This is a genomic window from Stutzerimonas stutzeri, from assembly GCF_019090095.1.
GTDB classification, from domain to species: Bacteria; Pseudomonadota; Gammaproteobacteria; order Pseudomonadales; family Pseudomonadaceae; genus Stutzerimonas; species Stutzerimonas stutzeri_AN.
In genome coordinates this window covers 125,084-142,082 of the sequence record NZ_JAGQFP010000002.1, presented here as the reverse complement: position 1 = coordinate 142,082, position 16,999 = coordinate 125,084, and the positions used below count along the sequence as shown (strand labels likewise).

Sequence of the window (16,999 nt, the reverse complement as noted above, 5' to 3'; positions counted from 1 at the left end):
GGTCGGCATGGAGCGAGGATTGCAGTCATGCATACTGTATATAAATACAGTTATCAGGATATGGCTATGCCCGTTCCGTCGTCGACGCCGCGTGGCCGCGGTACCGCAATCAATCCGGACAACCGTTTCGCCCCGACGCGTAGCGAGGCGTACGACGATGGCTGGGAGCAGGACGTGCCGCCGACCCGCGCCACCGAGGTGCGCTTGGAAACGGCCAAGAGCGTGCTTACCCGCAACCAGTCACCGGACGTCGGCTTCGATCGCTCGGTCAATCCCTATCGCGGCTGTGAGCATGGCTGCATCTACTGCTTTGCCCGACCCAGCCACGCCTATTGGGACCTGTCGCCGGGTATCGACTTCGAAACGCGGCTGATCGCCAAGACCAACCTGGCCGAGCGGCTCGAGCAGGAGTTGAGCAAGCCAGGCTACGTGCCGCAACCCATCGCGCTGGGCGTCAATACCGATGCCTACCAGCCGCTGGAGCGCGAGCAGCGGTTGACCCGCCAGGCGCTGGAAATCCTGCTGCGCTTCAAGCATCCGGTGCACATCATCACCAAGGGCTCGCTGGTGCTGCGCGATCTGGATCTGTTGGTGCCGCTGGCCGAGCAGCGGCTGGCCAGCGTTTCGGTCAGCCTGACCACGCTCGATGACGAACTGAAACGGATCATGGAGCCGCGCGCCGCTTCGCCCTCGGCGCGCTTGCGGGTCTTGCGTACCCTGCATGAGGCCGGCGTGCCGGTGAGTGTGATGTGCGCGCCGATGATCCCGATGATCAACGACATGGAGCTCGAACGCATGCTGGAGGCCGCGCGGGAAGCCGGAGCGCGGTCTGCCGGCTACGTGCTGTTGCGGCTGCCGCATGAGGTGGCGACGCTGTTCGACGAGTGGCTGCAGGAGCATTTCCCGCAGCGCGCCGCGCACGTCATGAGCCTGGTGCGCCAGTCGCGCGGCGGCAAGGATTACGACAGCCGCTTCGGCAGCCGGATGCGCGGTGAGGGCCAGTTTGCCCAGCTGCTCGCGCAACGGTTCCAGCTGGCCTGCAAGCGCCTCGGCTATAACCGGCGTGACCAGAACTACGGCCTCGATTGCACCCGCTTTGCCCCGCCGGGGCAGCAAATGACGTTGCTGTAGTCGCTGAGCGCGGCTTCGCTGTAAAGCTCGCGGTCAAGACCGCTCCCACAAGAGCAGTGCCGCGCATGGCCTTTGGTGCAACGCCAGCCCCGTGGGAGCGGTCTCGACCGCGAATGGCTCGGCTGCGTCTTTGATGCGCAGGCCTGTAGGACGGGGCTCGGTTCGCCTCTAGCACGATGGCGATCGTTTATTGGGGCTGTGCCGTCGGAAACCTGTCGATTGGGTCCAGGCGTGGTTGCGGATGCGCGCAAGGCGACGCCGCAGGGCGGCTCGTTGGAACTCTGCGGCGCGCTTCATGACCCAAACCAGGTATCGCCGCCGCGTTGGCCGGCCGGCGCGCCTGTGCATTCTGGAGGTCTCTTGGACTGGATCGATCTGCTGCAATGGCCAGCCATGGTGGTCACGGTATTGGCTGCTTGGCTGATCGGCTCGTTGAAGCCGCGACGACGCACGGTGGGATTCTGGTGTTTTCTGCTGAGCAATCTGCTCTGGGTGGTCTGGGGCTGGCAAGCCGAAGCCTGGGCGTTGATCACGCTGCAGCTGTGCCTGGCGCTGATGAATCTGCGTGGCGTGAAGAAGAACGAGCGGCCTGCGCAGGCTCAGGCCAGCGCCTGAGCGGTGAAATTGCCAGGTTTGGATCGCTGTCTATACTCCGTTCGTAAGCGTACCGATTGAATCCGACTGCGCGTGCAAAGCGAGGACTGGCGACCAGCCTTTGGGGGGAACCAGACCGGAGCGTGGTCAGGCCGTGGGCGTGAGCGTTTTGCTCGGCACTGCGACCGGACAGGCGGTCGGCGGGATAACAAGAACCATAAGGGGAACCCGCAATGTCGCGACATCCACGAGTCTGGATGGGGATTGGGCTGTGGTCGCTGTTTGCGCAGGCCCAGGCGGCCTGGGACGTAAACATGCGAACCGGTGTGACCGATGTCAGTCGCTCCGTATTCGATCTGCACATGACCATCTTCTGGATCTGCGTGATCATCGGCGTGCTGGTGTTCGCGGTCATGTTCTGGTCGATGTTCGCGCACCGCCGCTCCAAGCGGCTCGAGTCGGCGCACTTCCACGAGAACACCAAGGTCGAGGTGCTCTGGACCATCATCCCGTTGCTGATCCTCATCGGCATGGCCGTACCGGCCACCCGCACGCTGATCCACATCTACGATGCCTCCGAGTCGGATGTGGATATCCAGGTCACCGGCTACCAATGGAAGTGGCACTACAAGTACCTGGGCGAGGACGTCGAGTTCTTCAGCAACCTCACCACACCGCGCGACGAAATCAACAACCTGGCGCCCAAGGGCGAGCACTACCTCCTTGAAGTGGACCAGCCGCTGGTGATTCCGGCAGGCGCCAAGGTGCGCTTCCTGGTGACCGCCGCAGATGTCATCCACTCCTGGTGGGTGCCGGATCTGGCGGTGAAGAAGGATGCCATCCCCGGCTTCATCAACGAGTCCTGGACCCGGGTCGAGCGGCCCGGCATCTACCGCGGGCAATGCACCGAACTGTGCGGCAAGGACCACGGCTTCATGCCCATCGTGGTGGAGGTCAAGTCCGCCGAGGACTACGCCGCCTGGCTCGGCGAGAAGAAGGCCGAGGCCGCCAAGCTCGCTGAGCTGACCAGCAAAGAGTGGAAGCTCAATGAACTGGTGGCGCGTGGTGAGAAGGTCTACCTGACCAACTGCGCCTCCTGCCACCAGCCCACGGGCATGGGGCTGCCGCCGATGTTCCCGGCACTCAAGGGCTCGCCGGTGGCCACAGGCGATGCCGAGAACCATCTCAGCGTCGTGGTGCATGGCCGTCCGGGCACCTCCATGCCGGCCTTCGGCCCGCAGCTGTCGGAAGTCGACCTGGCCGCCGTGGTGACCTACGAGCGCAACGCCTGGGGTAACGACAAGGGCGACATGGTTACGCCGAAAGACGTGCTCGATTTCAAACAGGCCGAAGAAGCCAGTCAATAAGGGGTAGGCAGCGATGAGTGCAGTGATCGACGATCATGGGCATGCCGGGCATGACCACCACCACGGCCCGGCCAAGGGCCTCTCGCGCTGGCTGCTGACCACCAACCACAAGGACATCGGCTCGATGTACCTGTGGTTCAGCTTCTGCGCCTTCCTGCTGGGTGGTTCGATGGCGATGGTGATCCGCGCCGAACTGTTCCAGCCGGGCCTGCAGATCGTGCAGCCGGAATTCTTCAACCAGATGACCACCATGCATGGCCTCATCATGGTCTTCGGCGCGGTGATGCCGGCCTTCGTCGGCCTGGCCAACTGGATGATTCCGCTGATGATCGGTGCGCCGGACATGGCGCTGCCGCGGATGAACAACTTCAGCTTCTGGCTGTTGCCCGCCGCGTTCGGCCTGTTGGTCTCGACCCTGTTCATGGAGGGCGGCGGACCGAATTTCGGCTGGACCTTCTATGCGCCGCTGTCGACCACCTATGCGCCGGAGAGCGTGACCTACTTCATTTTCGCGATTCACCTGATGGGCATCAGCTCGATCATGGGCGCGATCAATGTGGTCGCCACGATTCTCAATTTGCGTGCCCCCGGCATGACGCTGATGAAGATGCCGCTGTTCGTCTGGACCTGGCTGATCACCGCCTTCCTGCTCATTGCGGTGATGCCGGTGCTGGCGGGCGTGGTGACCATGATGCTGATGGACATCCACTTCGGCACCAGCTTCTTCAGCGCCGCGGGCGGCGGCGACCCGGTGCTGTTCCAGCACGTGTTCTGGTTCTTCGGTCACCCCGAGGTGTACATCATGATCCTGCCGGCGTTCGGCGCGGTCAGTTCGATCATCCCGGCGTTCAGCCGCAAGCCGCTGTTCGGCTACACCTCGATGGTCTACGCCACCGGCGCTATCGCCTTCCTCTCGTTCATCGTCTGGTCGCACCACATGTTCACCGTCGGCATTCCGGTGACCGGCGAGCTGTTCTTCATGTACGCCACCATGCTCATCGCGGTGCCGACGGGCGTGAAGGTGTTCAACTGGGTGTCGACCATGTGGCGCGGCTCGCTGACCTTCGAGGCGCCGATGCTGTTCGCCGTGGCGTTCGTCATCCTGTTCAGCATCGGCGGCTTCTCCGGACTGATGCTGGCCATCGCCCCGGCGGACTTCCAGTACCACGACACCTACTTCGTGGTGGCGCACTTCCACTATGTGCTGGTGCCGGGGGCGATCTTCGGCATCTTCGCCTCGGCCTATTTCTGGCTACCCAAGTGGACCGGGCACATGTATGACGAGACGCTGGCCAAGCTGCATTTCTGGATGAGTTTCATCGGCATGAACCTGGCGTTCTTCCCGATGCACTTCGTCGGGCTGGCCGGCATGCCGCGACGGATTCCGGACTACAACCTGATGTTCGCCAACTTCAACATGGTGTCGAGCATTGGCGCCTTCATGTTCGGAACCACGCAACTGCTGTTCCTGTTCATCGTCATCAAGTGCATCCGCGGCGGCCCGGCCGCGCCAGCCAAACCCTGGGATGGCGCCGAAGGGCTGGAGTGGAGCGTGCCGTCGCCGGCGCCCTATCACACCTTCAGTGTGCCGCCGACGATGGATGAGCTGCATGAGCACCGCACCGGCCCGAAACATGATTAGCCTGGCGAGTCGCTGCCATGACATCTGAACGCCGTGCCGGGGCACACGACCGCGTTGCGCCTTTCGCGGTCGAGACCGCTCCCACGGAGGGCCTGAGTGGGGTGGTGGGTCTGTTCGCGGTCAAGACCGCTCCCGGGGAGATTCTGCGAGCAGTGACGGTCTTTGGGGCGCCGGTGGGAGCGGTCTCGACCGCGAGCTGTTCACCGGCAGGTCAGCCGATATACCGAGGGCTGCGGGATGAATGACGAGCTTTCTTTGGCCAAGTTGATTCGCCGACTGTTGCTGGTGGTCGTGGCGATGTTCGCCTTCGGCTTCGCGCTGGTGCCGATCTACGATGTCATGTGCAAGGCCTTCGGCATCAACGGCAAGACGGCGGGCGCCTACGAAGGGGCCCAGACCGCAGACGAAGCGCGGCAGGTGCGGGTGCAGTTTCTGGCCACCAACGCCTCGGGCATGACCTGGGAGTTTCAGCCGCTGGCCGACCAGGTCAGCGTGAACCCTGGCGCCACCCAGGAGATGCGCTTCGTCGCCTTCAACCCCACCGATCACCCGATGACGGCCCAGGCGGTGCCGAGCATCTCGCCGTCCAAGGCGGCGGCCTATTTCCACAAGACCGAGTGCTTCTGCTTTACCCAGCAGGTGCTGCAGCCCGGTGAGCGCATCGAAATGCCGGTGCGCTTCATTGTCGATCGTGATTTGCCCGCAGATGTGCGTCACCTGACGCTCGCTTACACCCTGTTCGACATCACGTCTCGTCAGCCTCCGGTCGCCGTGGTCCAGGCGCCTGGGGCGGCGGGCAAGGAGAGTCTGCAATGAGCCAACCGACCCCTGCGTACGAGAAGTACTACGTTCCCGCCCAGAGCAAGTGGCCGATCGTCGCGACGGTGGCGCTGCTGACCACGGTCTACGGGCTGGGTACCTGGTTCAACGACCTCAAGGCCGACCGCGCCGAGTCCCATGGGCCGCTGATCTTCTTTATCGGCGCCCTGCTGATCGCCTACATGATGTTCGGCTGGTTCGGCGCAGTGGTGCGCGAGGGCCGCGCAGGGCTTTACAGCCACCAGATGGATCGCTCGTTCCGCTGGGGGATGAGCTGGTTCATCTTTTCCGAAGTGATGTTCTTTCTGGCCTTCTTCGGCGTGCTGTTCTACGTCCGCTACTGGGTCGGGCCCTGGCTCGACGGTGAAGGCGACAAGGGCGTCAGCGCGATGCTCTGGCCGAACTTCGAGTTCAGCTGGCCGCTGCTGAACAACCCGGACCCCAAGGTCTATCCCGCACCGGAAGGCACCATCAGCCCCTGGGGCCTGCCACTGGTCAATACCATCTTGCTGGTCAGCTCCAGCTTCGTGCTGACCTGGGCGCACCATGCGCTGCGCAAGGGCCACCGCAAGCAGCTCAAGCTGGGGTTGGGCATCACCGTGCTGCTGGGTGTCGCCTTCCTCAGCCTGCAGATCGAAGAGTACATCCATGCGTATACCGAGCTGGGCCTGACGCTTGGCTCGGGCATCTACGGCGCGACCTTCTTCATGCTCACCGGGTTTCACGGGGCCCACGTGACCATCGGCGCGATCATCCTGACGGTGATGTTGGTGCGCAGCATCCGCGGTCACTTCACCCCTGACCAGCATTTCGGTTTCGAGGCAGCGGCCTGGTATTGGCACTTCGTCGACGTGGTGTGGATCGGCCTGTTCATTTTTGTCTACGTCCTCTAGCGAGGCAGGGGGCGTCGCGGAGGCGTACCAGGTATTGCGCCGCGGCCCCTCAACCGAACCCCGGTCGCAGTTGGCCGGAATAGAAACCCCAGGCGATGAGGGCGACGGTCAAGGCGGTAAGGGAGACGCGAACGAAGAGGGCGGTGAGCACACGTGATCGGCGGCCCTCATCCTTGACCAGAAAGAACAGACCACTGAACAGACTGACCAGCGTGGCCACTAACAATAGAACAATTACCGCCTTGAGCATGAGCGGGCCCGCCGTAACAGGTGAACTGGGGGAAGTGGGGTGCAGTATAGCCAGCCGTATCGATACGCCGCGGGACGTGCCATGAGCGGCTTCAAGCCAGGCCTGCTGCCCACGCTGGTGGTGCTGTGCCTGCTGCCGCTGCTGGTCTGGTTGGGGTTCTGGCAGCTTGAGCGCGCCGACCAGAAGCGCGACATGCTGACACGGCAGGCCGCTCGAGAAGCCGCCGCGCCTGTGTCGCCAGAGCAGATCGAGCAGCTCGAGGATCCTGCTTACGCGCGGGTCTATCTGCAGGGGCGCTTCGATGCCGCGCACAGCTTCCTGCTCGATAGCCGCACGCGCGATGGCCGGGTCGGCGTGGAGCTGTTACAGCCGTTCCGGGATGAGCCCAGCGGCCGCTGGGTGCTGGTCAATCGCGGCTGGCTGCCCTGGCCTGATCGACGAGTCCCACCGACATTCGATACGCCGGACCAACCGCTGAAACTGGCCGCCTGGGTTTATGCGCCGTCCGGCAAGCCGTTCCTGCTCAACGAGCGCATGACCGAAGGTTGGCCGAGGCTGCTCAATCACGTCGACGCCAACGCGCTCTGGCAGTTGCTCGGACGAGATGGGCTCGAATACGAGTTGCGCCTCGAGCCGGGCCCAGCGGCCTATCGCGCGGACTGGCCGATCACCAGCATGCAGCCGCAGCAGCACCTGGGCTACGCAGTACAGTGGTTTGCGCTGGCGGCGGCGCTGCTGGCGTTGTTCATCTACTTCGGCGTGCATCAGGCACGGGGGAGCAAGCAGTGACCGCGATGAATCCGACCTTCAACCCCGCCCAACCCCAACGTCGCCGCGGGCGTCTGCAATTGCTGCTGATCCTGGCGGTAGTGATCGGCCCCATGTTGCTGGCAACAGCGATGTATCGGTTCGGCTTCTGGATCCCCGAAAGCCGAACCTATCACGGCGCGTTGGTCGCCACCGGCCAGGGCCGCGAAACGCTCGGTGTCACCGTGCCGGCTGCCGCCGAGCCACGCTGGGAATTACTGGTGACGGCGCCGCAATCCTGTGCTGAGGACTGCCAGCAACTGGTCTACCTGGCGCGGCAGATCAATATCGGCCTGGCGCGTGAGGCGGGCCGTGCCAGCCATGCGCTGGCCAGCGCCCAGGCCTTGAGCCCGGACTACGAGCAGCGTCTGCAGCGCGAATACCCACAGTTGCAGCGTTATGCGCTGGACCCGGGCGCTTATGCGCGCAACCGGCAAGCACCCGATGGCGCGCAGCTGTGGATCATCGACCCGCACGGCAATCTGGTCCTGCGCTACGACGCCAAAGCCAACGGAAAAGCGATTCTCGAAGACCTCAAACACCTGTTGAAAATCTCCCAGATCGGCTGAACCAGGCACTCGGCCGCCTCGCTGGAGTCTCAACGAGGTCGCCCAAGGAGAACCAGATGGCAAAACCCGGATACCGTCTTGCTCTCGTCGCCACGCTGTTGGCGGTCGTCGTGGTGCTGCTCGGAGCCTATACACGGTTGACTCACGCCGGCCTCGGCTGCCCGGACTGGCCCGGCTGCTACGGTTTTCTCGCCGTGCCGATGAGCGAGCAGGCGCAGAGCCTGGCTGCGTTGCGCTTCCCGGATGCGCCAGTGGAGGTGCACAAGGGCTGGAACGAGATGGTCCATCGTTACTTCGCCGGTGCACTGGGGCTGGTAATCCTCACGCTTGCCGTGCAGGCGCTGCGGCGTCGCTCGCAACCGGGGCAGCCGGTCAAGCTGCCGCTGGTGCTGCTGGCCGTGGTCATAACCCAGGCGGCGTTCGGCATGTGGACGGTGACCCTGCAGCTCTGGCCCCAGGTGGTGACCGCACACCTGCTGGGCGGCTTCACGACCCTGAGCCTGCTGTTTCTGCTGACGTTGCGCTTGTCGGGGGCCAGCCCGGCGCTCCGTGCGGTCCCGGCGCGGATCAGAGGCCTCGCTATGCTGGGCCTGCTGGCGGTGGTCATCCAGGTCGCGCTGGGCGGCTGGGTCAGCAGCAACTACGCCGCGGTGGCCTGTACGGACTTTCCCACCTGCCACGGCGAGTGGTGGCCGGAAATGGACTTCGCCAACGCCTTCAACCTGACCCACCACGACATCGGCCCCAACTACCTCGGCGGCCTGCTTTTCGGCGAAGCGCGTACCGCCATCCACTTCACTCACCGGCTCGGCGCACTGACCGTGACGATGCTGCTACTGGTGCTGAGCGGCCAACTCTGGCGCAACGGGATGCCACGCCTTGCCGGGCTGCTGTTGGCCGCACTGGCGCTGCAGGTCGGGCTGGGCATCAGCAATGTCCTGCTCAATCTGCCGTTGGCAGTCGCCGTCGCGCACAACGGCGGCGGCGCCTTGTTGCTGCTGGTACTGGTGCTGATCAACTACCGCTTGCATACGAGCCGCGAGGCCGCCGTCGCGCCGGCGCCTCGGGCACATCCGACTCCAGACACGATAGGCGGGCTCGACCTGCCTCGCGCTTGACCACAAGGAGAACCCCATGGCGACTCTTCTCAGCGAACGCGGTACGCAGGCCACCTGGCGCGACTATCTCGAGCTGACCAAGCCGAAGGTGGTGCTGCTGATGCTCATCACCTCCCTGGTCGGCATGTTCCTCGCCACCCGGGCGGGCGTGCCCTGGACCGTGCTGGTCTTTGGCAACCTCGGCATTGCCCTGTGCGCTGGGGGCGCCGCGGCGGTCAATCATGTGGTCGATCGGCGAATCGACTCGGTGATGGCGCGTACCCACAAGCGGCCACTGGCCGAGGGCCGCGTGTCACCGGCTGCCGCCCTGTTCTTCGCGTTGCTGCTGGCGCTCGCCGGAATGGGCCTGCTGCTGACCTTCACCAACGCGCTGGCCGCCTGGCTGACACTGGCCTCATTGATCGGCTACGCGGTGATCTACACCGGCTTCCTGAAGCGCGCCACGCCGCAGAACATCGTGATTGGCGGTCTGGCCGGGGCTGCACCGCCGCTGCTCGGCTGGGTGGCAGTGACAGGCCAGGTGACGGCCGAGCCGTTGCTGCTGGTGCTGATCATCTTCGCCTGGACGCCCCCGCATTTCTGGGCCCTGGCGATTCACCGCAAGGCCGAATATGCCAAGGTCAACGTGCCGATGCTGCCGGTGACGCATGGCGAGCACTACACCAAGGTGCACATCCTGCTCTATACCGTGATGCTGCTGGCCGTGAGCGTCATGCCGTTCGCCATCCACATGAGCGGTCCGCTGTACCTCGCCGCGGCCGTCCTGCTGGGTGCGCGCTTCCTGTTCTGGACCTTGGTGCTCTACCGCGACAGCCGCCCGCATGCAGCCATCAAGACGTTCAAATTCAGCATCTGGTACCTGTTCGCGCTGTTCATCGCGCTGCTGGTTGATCATTATCTGCTGCTCAATATCTAGGGCCGCTTGCTAGACGCGCTCGCCGGCCAGACGCAGCCAATATAGGAACCCCATGACCCGCATCCAGAAAACCGTCTTCTTCCTCGTCGCGCTGGTCGCACTGGTCATCGGCCTGACGGTTTACAAGGTGCTCAATACCGAGCGCCAGCTCGACACCGCCGAGTTGCTCGATGCCGGTATCGTCATGCTTCCCCAGGGACGCGACATGCCTGACGTCAGCTTGACCAATCAGGACGGCGAAGCGGTTTCGATGGAGCAGCTCGAAGGGCGCTGGAACCTGCTGTTCTTCGGCTACACCTTCTGCCCGGATATCTGCCCAGCCACGCTCGCCGAACTGCGCCAGCTGCGCGGCAAACTGCCGGAAGACGTAAACCAACGGCTACAGCCGATCCTGGTCAGCGTCGATCCCGAGCGTGATACACCCGAGCAACTGAAGAAGTACTTGGATTATTTCGGTGCCGGCTTCATCGGTCTGACCGGGCCGCTGGAGGACATCCAGACCCTTGCCAACGCGGCGGGCGTGCCGTTCATTCCGGGGGATACCTCAAAGCAGGATTACACCGTCGATCACGGCGCGAACCTCGCGCTGATCGGCCCGGACGGCCGCTTGCGTGGCTTCATTCGCGCGCCGATGCGCACCGAGAAGCTGGCCGAACAGTTGCGCAAACTGTTGCTCAGCGAGGGCGGGCGTTAGGGCGGGCCGCGCATATGAGGAGAAGGCCTGCCCGGCAGATGGCATCCGCTGGGACGAGTCTCGCGAGGCTAGCCGTCTGTGAAGCTGGCAAGCTCCCCGTGATCCTGGCCAGCGCCGCCATTCTTGATCAACGCTGCGTACTGGCGAAGTTCGGAGCCGAGTCGTGTCGGCAGGAGCACGCTGCTCAGATGCTTTGTGGAAGCGAGCGGGTCGGTGCCGGTCGGGTGTCTTTATCGTCGTTCAGGCGTATTGACGTTCCGGGGGGCTCGTTATGTCGGCCAGTTTTTCAGCTTTTTGGTTTTGCTCCAGCCCACGCCATTGTGCGACCAATTCAGGCAGGTCATGACGGTGAATCAGGTCGCCGAATACATCGGTAGCCGTCAGAATTTTGCCCGCCTCGTTCAGCAGCCGATGTTTAGCGCGTTCCAGGGCATCTCGCTGCTGCCTACCAAGCGAGCGCGCCAGGGCGACGCCTGCATCGTACATCTGGCGGAGCTCCAAATCGGATTTGTTATAGAAGCGGGAATCGTGACGCACTCTCACAGCCCGGCGAAACTCCATGAAATCTCGCGGCTGCCAACTGGCCAGCTCGGCTTCGGCCAGTTGGATCAGCTTGTCGATGTCGTGGATTTCACGGGGCGTGAACAAGACACCCTTCCGCTCTTCAACAGCTGCATTCCAGCGCAGCAGCGTGGTGAGCATGGCACGGCTATAGCCACTGTCCGAGGAATGCTCTGCACCAGCGAATGCCTGTTCGATGAAGGACATTCGCTTTGGCATATCGCCTTGCAGATCAATGGCACCGACATAGCGTGCACAAGCCTGTTCGTCGATCAAGGCGCAGTCGGGTTGCCATAGTATGGATACTTCGCTACCGCCGCCGGGCTTGCGGGGTACGAAGTGGCGTTGTTGACCATGGTGTTCGTAAGGGTCACCTTGCAAGTTGAGCAACCCGCCCAGGAGCAGCGCCACGCCCAACAACGGTGAACTGAACAGCACCACGGTACCTGCGCTGACCATCTTCCACTCGGCATCCAGCCAGGCGAAGGGCATGGCAGGGATAGGGTCGTTGTGATTGACGAGACGATGATGAACGAGCGCTTGGGCACTTTGTACAAAGGTCCGGTCGCCAGCGCGGGGGGCGCCGAATGTGTAGATCTGAATGTCACGCGACCAGTTTGTCCGCAGCCATTCAGCTAAGAGAAGTGCTACTGCGCCACCCAGGCTATGTCCACAAACGATAAGGGCCTGCTCGCCCGTATAGAAAGCGTCCAGATAGCGCTCGACGAATACCTTTGCGGCCCGGAACGAGTCATAAAATCCTCGGTGGGCTTGGCCTGAGCCTTCCGCGTAAGGAACTTGCCGCGCGTCCAGATCTCGCAACATGTCTGGCGCTCCCAGCGTGCCCCGGATGGAGATGAGCACCAGCTTATCGTTATGCGAAATGAAGGCCTGGGTGTCCGTCTCTTCGTCGTAAAGAAAATGAACGTCTTCCGGATTGGCCCAGCCTTTGGCGGCTTCGTCTTGGTAGCGGGCCGGGTCGTAGGGCATGATCTCCAGCCTTTTGGAATAAGGCACTTCTTCATACAACAGCTGGTAGCGGGCACTATCGAACGCGGTGGCTTTTTCCAAGCGTGCCAGTTGTTCGCGTAGTACGTGCCCAATGCACCCGCTGCGGTTATAGGGAGGCGGGCTGGAAGCATAAGTACCGGTCGGCTGCTTTGGCTCGCCGAACGGCGCATACACGAAGGTGCTCATAACTGCTAGATGGTAGGCATTGATGGCACAAAACGCCTTGTCGCGCGAGAGCAGCGGGCTGTAGGCGCGTAGCGCTTTGATTTCCAGGAGCTGATGACAATTGGGTTTAAGCGCTACGCCGGTGCGTTCGGAAGCCTTCCCGGCATTGTGCTTGAGCATGGCGGAAGGCTTTGGCTGCCAGGCCGGATCAGGGTCGGGCAAATGCCCTTTGGCCTCGACCAGGTCGCTGACTTCCACCCGCAGTAAGAGGGCGGTTTCCAGCCCGGCGCGCTCTTCGGCAAGGTAGGTGCGGCCATTAGGTCGGCGGGGGCCAGACGGGGATTGCTCAGCAGCGATCTGCAAGTTGGTTAGAGGTATCTTGAAGGAATCGCGAAGAATTAATCTTTCATGCCATGGGTCGAGGCGACCATCAGCCAATTTTGATAGGTCGAGAACGGCCGGGCCACAGTAGATCTGGTCTATATAAGCAAAGCCGTCGTCATCCAGTACGCCGAGATACTGTTGGCCCTGGCTGTCGTGCAGCGTATAGCTCAGTCTTGCGTACGGCTTTCCATCGCCATGTTCGTCAACCAGGCGAAATCTTATCCAGTCCGTTCGTTGGGGACAGGACAGCGAATTTCCCGCTGTATTCACGCTATTCATCCCTGTTCATTCCTTGCAGTTGGGATAGACGGTGCATTCTTGACCGTTCATTTTGAAGGTTTTGAATACCGGTGGGTTCTGGCAACGTATCCATCCACCTGCTTTCGGCAGGCATGGTTTCCATCCTTGGGGGACTCGTACCCAGGTATCGTCGTAATAGGGTCTTTCTTCTGGGCTGGTCTGAATATCCAACCGAACCGTTTTGCCCAGCAATTCGTCACGCATCAGATGTGCGCCCGCTCCCTTGCAGCTCAGGAGCTTGCTGACTTGCCCTTTCCGTGAGTACGCCTTGCTGAGCTGAAACAGCCATGTGCATTCAGCCGTCTTGTTCAGGTGGCCCTCCGCGTCGAAACCGGGCGCGCCTTGCGGCAAAGCGTCGACCAGCACCAAGCCACCGTTGTCATAGGTGCGTTGCCAGTCCTTTTCGCCGTAGCGGCCATGGATGTACAGCCCGACACGGGCCAGCTGCATCTCGCAAAGGCCATCGCGGTAGGTGACGGGAATCTTGAAGCGATACTGCTGCGGCGCGTCCTGAAAGCCACTCTCGAATGAGCGTGCCTGGCTGTGACCCTCACATCCGTTAGCCACGCCGTAATGCGCCTGGGCTCGCATGGAGAAGTTGGCGGGTAGCTGCCCTTCGAAAGTAAAGCTGTCAGCTGTGAGCGAGACCAATGAGGTGCAGGCGCTCAGTGCTGTCGCGAGCATGATAAGACCGGGTAGCCGGCCCAGGGCAGTTCGCATCCTTGTTCATTCCTTGCAGTTGGGATAGACGGTGCATTCCTGACCGTTCATTTTGAAGGTTTGAAATATAGGAGGAGTCTGGCAGCGCTCGGATGTATCCGTGCCCATACATGGACGCCAGCCTGAGTCGGTTTTTATCCATCGCCGGTCATAAGAGGGCTCTTCCGCTGGGTTAGCCTGCACGTCCAACCGAACCGTTTTGCCCGGCAATTCGTCACGCATCAGATATGCGCCCGCCCCTTTGCAGCTCAGGAGCTTGCTGACTTGCCCTTTCCGTGAGTACGCCTTGCTTAGCTGAAACAGCCATGTGCATTCAGCCGTCTTGTTCAGGTGGCCCTCCGCGTCGAAACCGGGCGCGCCTTGTGGCAAAGCGTCGACCAGCACCAGGCCACCGTTGTCATAGGTGCGTTGCCAGTCCTTTTCGCCGTAGCGGCCATGAATGTACAGCCCGACACGGGCCAGCTGCATCTCACAAAGGCCGTCGCGGTAGGTGACGGGAATCTTGAAGCGATACTGCTGCGGCGCGTCCTGAAAGCCACTCTCGAATGAGCGTGCCTGGCTGTGACCCTCACATCCGTTAGCCACGCCGTAATGCGCCTGGGCTCGCATGGAGAAGTTGGCGGGTAGCTGCCCTTCGAAAGTAAAGCTGTCAGCTGTGAGCGAGACCAATGAGGTGCAGGCGCTCAGTGGTGTCGCGAGCATGATAAGACCGAGTAGCCGGCCAACGGCAGTTCGCATCCCTGTTCATTCCTTGCAGTTGGGATAGACGGTGCATTCCTGACCGTTCATTTTGAAGGTTTTGAATACCGGTGGGTTCTGGCAACGTATCCATCCACCTGCTTTCGGCAGGCATGGTTTCCATCCTTGGGGGACTCGTACCCAGGTATCGTCGTAATAGGGTCTTTCTTCTGGGTTGGTCTGAATATCCAACCGAACAGTTTTGCCGGCTAGTTCGCTACGCAATAGATGAGCGCCAGCCCCTTTGCAGCTCAAAAGCTTCGACAGCTCTAGGTAGAGCTTGCTGTCTTGAAACAGCCATGTGCATTCAGCTGTCTTGTTCAGGTGGCCCTCCACGTCGAAATCGGGTGCGCCTTGTGGCAAAGCGTCAACCAGCACCAGGCCACCATTGTCATAGGTGCGTTGCCAGTCCTTTTCGCCGTAGCGGCCATGGATGTACAGCCCGACACGGGCCAGCTGCATCTCGCAAAGGCCGTCGCGGTAGGTGACGGGAATCTTGAAGCGATACTGCTGCGGCGCGTCCTGAAAGCCACTCTCGAATGAGCGTGCCTGGCTGTGACCCTCACATCCGTTAGCCACGCCGTAATGCGCCTGGGCTCGCATGGAGAAGTTGGCGGGTAGCTGCCCTTCGAAAGTAAAGCTGTCAGCTGTGAGCGAGACCAATGAGGTGCAGGCGCTTAGTGCTGTCGCGAGCATGATAAGACCGGGTAGCCGGCCCAGGGCAGTTCGCATCCTTGTTCATTCCTTGCAGTTGGGATAGACGGTGCATTCCTGACCGTTCATTTTGAAGGTTTGGAACAACGGTGGCGTTTGGCAACGCTGCCAGCCTTCTTTCGGTAAACATGGCTTCCAGCCTTCTGGCAATCGGAGCCATGTATCGTCTCTGTAGGGTCTTTCTTCTGGGCTGGTCTGAATATCCAACCGAACCGTTTTGCCCGGCAATTCGTCACGCATCAGATGTGCGCCCGCTCCCTTGCAGCTCAGGAGCTTGCTGACTTGCCCTTTCCGTGAGTACGCCTTGCTTAGCTGAAACAGCCATGTGCATTCAGCCGTCTTGTTCAGGTGGCCCTCCGCGTCGAAACCGGGCGCGCCTTGCGGCAAAGCGTCGACCAGCACCAGGCCACCGTTGTCATAGGTGCGTTGCCAGTCCTTTTCGCCGTAGCGGCCATGGATGTACAGCCCGACACGGGCCAGCTGCATCTCGCAAAGGCCGTCGCGGTAGGTGACGGGAATCGTGAAGCGATACTGCTGCGGCGCGTCCTGAAAGCCACTCTCGAATGAGCGTGCCTGGCTGTGACCCTCACATCCGTTAGCCACGCCGTAATGCGCCTGGGCTCGCATGGAGAAGTTGGCGGGTAGCTGCCCTTCGAAAGTAAAGCTGTCAGCTGTGAGCGAGACCAATGAGGTGCAGGCGCTCAGTGCTGTCGCGAGCATGATAAGACCGGGTAGCCGGCCCAGGGCAGTTCGCATCCTTGTTCATTCCTTGCAGTTGGGATAGACGGTGCATTCCTGACCGTTCATTTTGAAGGTTTGAAATATAGGAGGAGTCTGGCAGCGCTCGGATGTATCCGTGCCCATACATGGACGCCAGCCTGAGTCGGTTTTTATCCATCGCCGGTCATAAGAGGGCTCTTCCGCTGGGTTAGCCTGTACGTCCAACCGAACCGTTTTGCCGGCTAGTTCGCTACGCAATAGATGAGCGCCAGCCCCTTTGCAGCTCAAAAGCTTCGACAGCTCTAGGTAGAGCTTGCTGACTTGAAACAGCCATGTGCATTCAGCCGTCTTGTTCAGGTGGCCCTCCGCGTCGAAACCGGGCGCGCCTTGCGGCAAAGCGTCGACCAGCACCAGGCCACCGTTGTCATAGGTGCGTTGCCAGTCCTTTTCGCCGTAGCGGCCATGGATGTACAGCCCGACACGGGCCAGCTGCATCTCGCAAAGGCCGTCGCGGTAGGTGACGGGAATCTTGAAGCGATACTGCTGCGGCGCGTCCTGAAAGCCACTCTCGAATGAGCGTGCCTGGCTGTGACCCTCACATCCGTTAGCCACGCCGTAATGCGCCTGGGCTCGCATGGAGAAGTTGGCGGGTAGCTGCCCTTCGAAAGTAAAGCTGTCAGCTGTGAGCGAGGCCAATGAGGCGCAGGCGCTCAGTGCTGTCGCAAGAAGGGAAAGGCCGAATGGCCGGAGGATATGTCGCACCTGGTTACTCCCTACAGCAGGACGGCTGTTTGGTGCTCTCGGTGCTAGGTAAATCGGTGTCACGTCAGCGTGCGCGTGCATGTCGGTTCCATCCTTGGAGATATATCGCGACTGCAGACTGACG

At 61.8% G+C, this 16,999-nt stretch carries 18 protein-coding genes; 11 read left to right on the top strand and 7 right to left on the bottom strand.

Annotated elements, in window-relative coordinates; genetic code table 11:
* Positions 1–66: 66 nt before the first annotated feature.
* From KVO92_RS10360 to KVO92_RS10335, 6 genes are all read left to right on the top strand, one after another.
* Positions 67–1,131: a PA0069 family radical SAM protein gene (locus KVO92_RS10360; protein WP_217477226.1), complete on the top strand. Its 1,065-nt coding sequence runs from the start codon at positions 67–69 to the stop codon at positions 1,129–1,131.
* Positions 1,132–1,491: 360 nt separating this feature from the next.
* Positions 1,492–1,746 (top strand): hypothetical protein, encoded by a 255-nt coding sequence (locus KVO92_RS10355; protein WP_217475572.1) that lies wholly within the window; start codon positions 1,492–1,494, stop codon positions 1,744–1,746.
* A 212-nt stretch (positions 1,747–1,958) separates the two neighbouring features.
* Positions 1,959–3,092 carry a cytochrome c oxidase subunit II gene (coxB, locus tag KVO92_RS10350; RefSeq protein WP_217475571.1) on the top strand — a complete coding sequence of 378 codons (1,134 nt, stop codon included), beginning with the start codon at positions 1,959–1,961 and terminating at the stop codon, positions 3,090–3,092.
* 13 nt (positions 3,093–3,105) lie between these two features.
* A complete protein-coding gene (gene ctaD, locus KVO92_RS10345; RefSeq protein WP_217475570.1) occupies positions 3,106–4,734 on the top strand; it encodes a cytochrome c oxidase subunit I in 1,629 nt (542 codons plus the stop codon).
* A gap of 237 nt (positions 4,735–4,971) precedes the next feature.
* The gene (locus KVO92_RS10340; RefSeq protein WP_217475569.1) at positions 4,972–5,550 is read left to right on the top strand and encodes a cytochrome c oxidase assembly protein; all 579 of its coding nucleotides are present in this window, start codon (positions 4,972–4,974) and stop codon (positions 5,548–5,550) included.
* Positions 5,547–6,446, top strand: coding sequence for a cytochrome c oxidase subunit 3 (locus KVO92_RS10335; protein WP_217475568.1), 900 nt, complete (start codon positions 5,547–5,549; stop codon positions 6,444–6,446). The genes KVO92_RS10340 and KVO92_RS10335 overlap by 4 nt, the downstream gene beginning before the upstream one ends.
* A gap of 49 nt (positions 6,447–6,495) precedes the next feature.
* Here KVO92_RS10335 and KVO92_RS10330 read toward each other — a convergent pair whose 3' ends face one another.
* Positions 6,496–6,696, bottom strand: a complete 201-nt coding sequence (locus KVO92_RS10330; protein WP_217475567.1) for a twin transmembrane helix small protein — start codon at positions 6,694–6,696, stop codon at positions 6,496–6,498.
* 81 nt (positions 6,697–6,777) lie between these two features.
* On the opposite strand from KVO92_RS10330, the gene KVO92_RS10325 reads away from it, so the two are divergent.
* From KVO92_RS10325 to KVO92_RS10305, 5 genes are read left to right on the top strand one after another with little or no spacing between them, the layout of a single operon-like run.
* The gene (locus tag KVO92_RS10325) at positions 6,778–7,485 is read left to right on the top strand and encodes an SURF1 family protein (RefSeq protein WP_217475566.1); all 708 of its coding nucleotides are present in this window, start codon (positions 6,778–6,780) and stop codon (positions 7,483–7,485) included.
* Between the two features lie 5 nt (positions 7,486–7,490).
* The gene (locus KVO92_RS10320; RefSeq protein ID WP_217477225.1) at positions 7,491–8,072 is read left to right on the top strand and encodes a hypothetical protein; all 582 of its coding nucleotides are present in this window, start codon (positions 7,491–7,493) and stop codon (positions 8,070–8,072) included.
* Between the two features lie 56 nt (positions 8,073–8,128).
* On the top strand, positions 8,129–9,190 hold the full coding sequence (locus tag KVO92_RS10315) for a COX15/CtaA family protein (RefSeq protein WP_217475565.1): 1,062 nt from the start codon (positions 8,129–8,131) through the stop codon (positions 9,188–9,190).
* 16 nt (positions 9,191–9,206) lie between these two features.
* Positions 9,207–10,106, top strand: coding sequence for a heme o synthase (gene cyoE / locus KVO92_RS10310; RefSeq protein ID WP_217475564.1), 900 nt, complete (start codon positions 9,207–9,209; stop codon positions 10,104–10,106).
* Positions 10,107–10,158: 52 nt separating this feature from the next.
* Complete coding sequence (locus tag KVO92_RS10305; RefSeq protein WP_217475563.1) at positions 10,159–10,800, top strand: SCO family protein; 642 nt, start codon at positions 10,159–10,161, stop codon at positions 10,798–10,800.
* Positions 10,801–11,040: 240 nt separating this feature from the next.
* On the opposite strand, the gene KVO92_RS10300 is transcribed toward KVO92_RS10305, so the two are convergent.
* From KVO92_RS10300 to KVO92_RS10275, 6 genes are read right to left on the bottom strand one after another with little or no spacing between them, the layout of a single operon-like run.
* A complete protein-coding gene (locus KVO92_RS10300) occupies positions 11,041–13,200 on the bottom strand; it encodes a lipase family protein (RefSeq protein WP_217475562.1) in 2,160 nt (719 codons plus the stop codon).
* A 6-nt stretch (positions 13,201–13,206) separates the two neighbouring features.
* Positions 13,207–13,941 (bottom strand): hypothetical protein, encoded by a 735-nt coding sequence (locus KVO92_RS10295; RefSeq protein WP_254621410.1) that lies wholly within the window; start codon positions 13,939–13,941, stop codon positions 13,207–13,209.
* Positions 13,942–13,947: 6 nt separating this feature from the next.
* The gene (locus KVO92_RS10290) at positions 13,948–14,679 is read right to left on the bottom strand and encodes a hypothetical protein (RefSeq protein WP_254621409.1); all 732 of its coding nucleotides are present in this window, start codon (positions 14,677–14,679) and stop codon (positions 13,948–13,950) included.
* 6 nt (positions 14,680–14,685) lie between these two features.
* Positions 14,686–15,411: a hypothetical protein gene (locus KVO92_RS10285; protein WP_254621408.1), complete on the bottom strand. Its 726-nt coding sequence runs from the start codon at positions 15,409–15,411 to the stop codon at positions 14,686–14,688.
* Between the two features lie 6 nt (positions 15,412–15,417).
* A complete protein-coding gene (locus KVO92_RS10280; RefSeq protein WP_254621407.1) occupies positions 15,418–16,149 on the bottom strand; it encodes a hypothetical protein in 732 nt (243 codons plus the stop codon).
* 6 nt (positions 16,150–16,155) lie between these two features.
* Positions 16,156–16,956, bottom strand: a complete 801-nt coding sequence (locus KVO92_RS10275; RefSeq protein WP_254621406.1) for a hypothetical protein — start codon at positions 16,954–16,956, stop codon at positions 16,156–16,158.
* Between the last annotated feature and the right edge of the window lie 43 nt (positions 16,957–16,999).

Bases quoted from the DNA above. Each gene is read 5' to 3' on its own strand.
- KVO92_RS10360 (WP_217477226.1), top strand. From the start codon at position 67: ATGCCCGTTCCGTCGTCGACGCCGCGTGGCCGCGGTACCGCAATCAAT.
- coxB (WP_217475571.1), top strand. From the start codon at position 1,959: ATGTCGCGACATCCACGAGTCTGGATGGGGATTGGGCTGTGGTCGCTG.
- ctaD (WP_217475570.1), top strand. From the start codon at position 3,106: ATGAGTGCAGTGATCGACGATCATGGGCATGCCGGGCATGACCACCAC.
- KVO92_RS10340 (WP_217475569.1), top strand. From the start codon at position 4,972: ATGAATGACGAGCTTTCTTTGGCCAAGTTGATTCGCCGACTGTTGCTG.
- KVO92_RS10335 (WP_217475568.1), top strand. From the start codon at position 5,547: ATGAGCCAACCGACCCCTGCGTACGAGAAGTACTACGTTCCCGCCCAG.
- KVO92_RS10330 (WP_217475567.1), bottom strand. From the start codon at position 6,696: ATGCTCAAGGCGGTAATTGTTCTATTGTTAGTGGCCACGCTGGTCAGT.
- KVO92_RS10325 (WP_217475566.1), top strand. From the start codon at position 6,778: ATGAGCGGCTTCAAGCCAGGCCTGCTGCCCACGCTGGTGGTGCTGTGC.
- KVO92_RS10320 (WP_217477225.1), top strand. From the start codon at position 7,491: ATGAATCCGACCTTCAACCCCGCCCAACCCCAACGTCGCCGCGGGCGT.
- KVO92_RS10315 (WP_217475565.1), top strand. From the start codon at position 8,129: ATGGCAAAACCCGGATACCGTCTTGCTCTCGTCGCCACGCTGTTGGCG.
- cyoE (WP_217475564.1), top strand. From the start codon at position 9,207: ATGGCGACTCTTCTCAGCGAACGCGGTACGCAGGCCACCTGGCGCGAC.
- KVO92_RS10305 (WP_217475563.1), top strand. From the start codon at position 10,159: ATGACCCGCATCCAGAAAACCGTCTTCTTCCTCGTCGCGCTGGTCGCA.
- KVO92_RS10300 (WP_217475562.1), bottom strand. From the start codon at position 13,200: ATGAATAGCGTGAATACAGCGGGAAATTCGCTGTCCTGTCCCCAACGA.
- KVO92_RS10295 (WP_254621410.1), bottom strand. From the start codon at position 13,941: ATGCGAACTGCCCTGGGCCGGCTACCCGGTCTTATCATGCTCGCGACA.
- KVO92_RS10290 (WP_254621409.1), bottom strand. From the start codon at position 14,679: ATGCGAACTGCCGTTGGCCGGCTACTCGGTCTTATCATGCTCGCGACA.
- KVO92_RS10285 (WP_254621408.1), bottom strand. From the start codon at position 15,411: ATGCGAACTGCCCTGGGCCGGCTACCCGGTCTTATCATGCTCGCGACA.
- KVO92_RS10280 (WP_254621407.1), bottom strand. From the start codon at position 16,149: ATGCGAACTGCCCTGGGCCGGCTACCCGGTCTTATCATGCTCGCGACA.
- KVO92_RS10275 (WP_254621406.1), bottom strand. From the start codon at position 16,956: ATGCACGCGCACGCTGACGTGACACCGATTTACCTAGCACCGAGAGCA.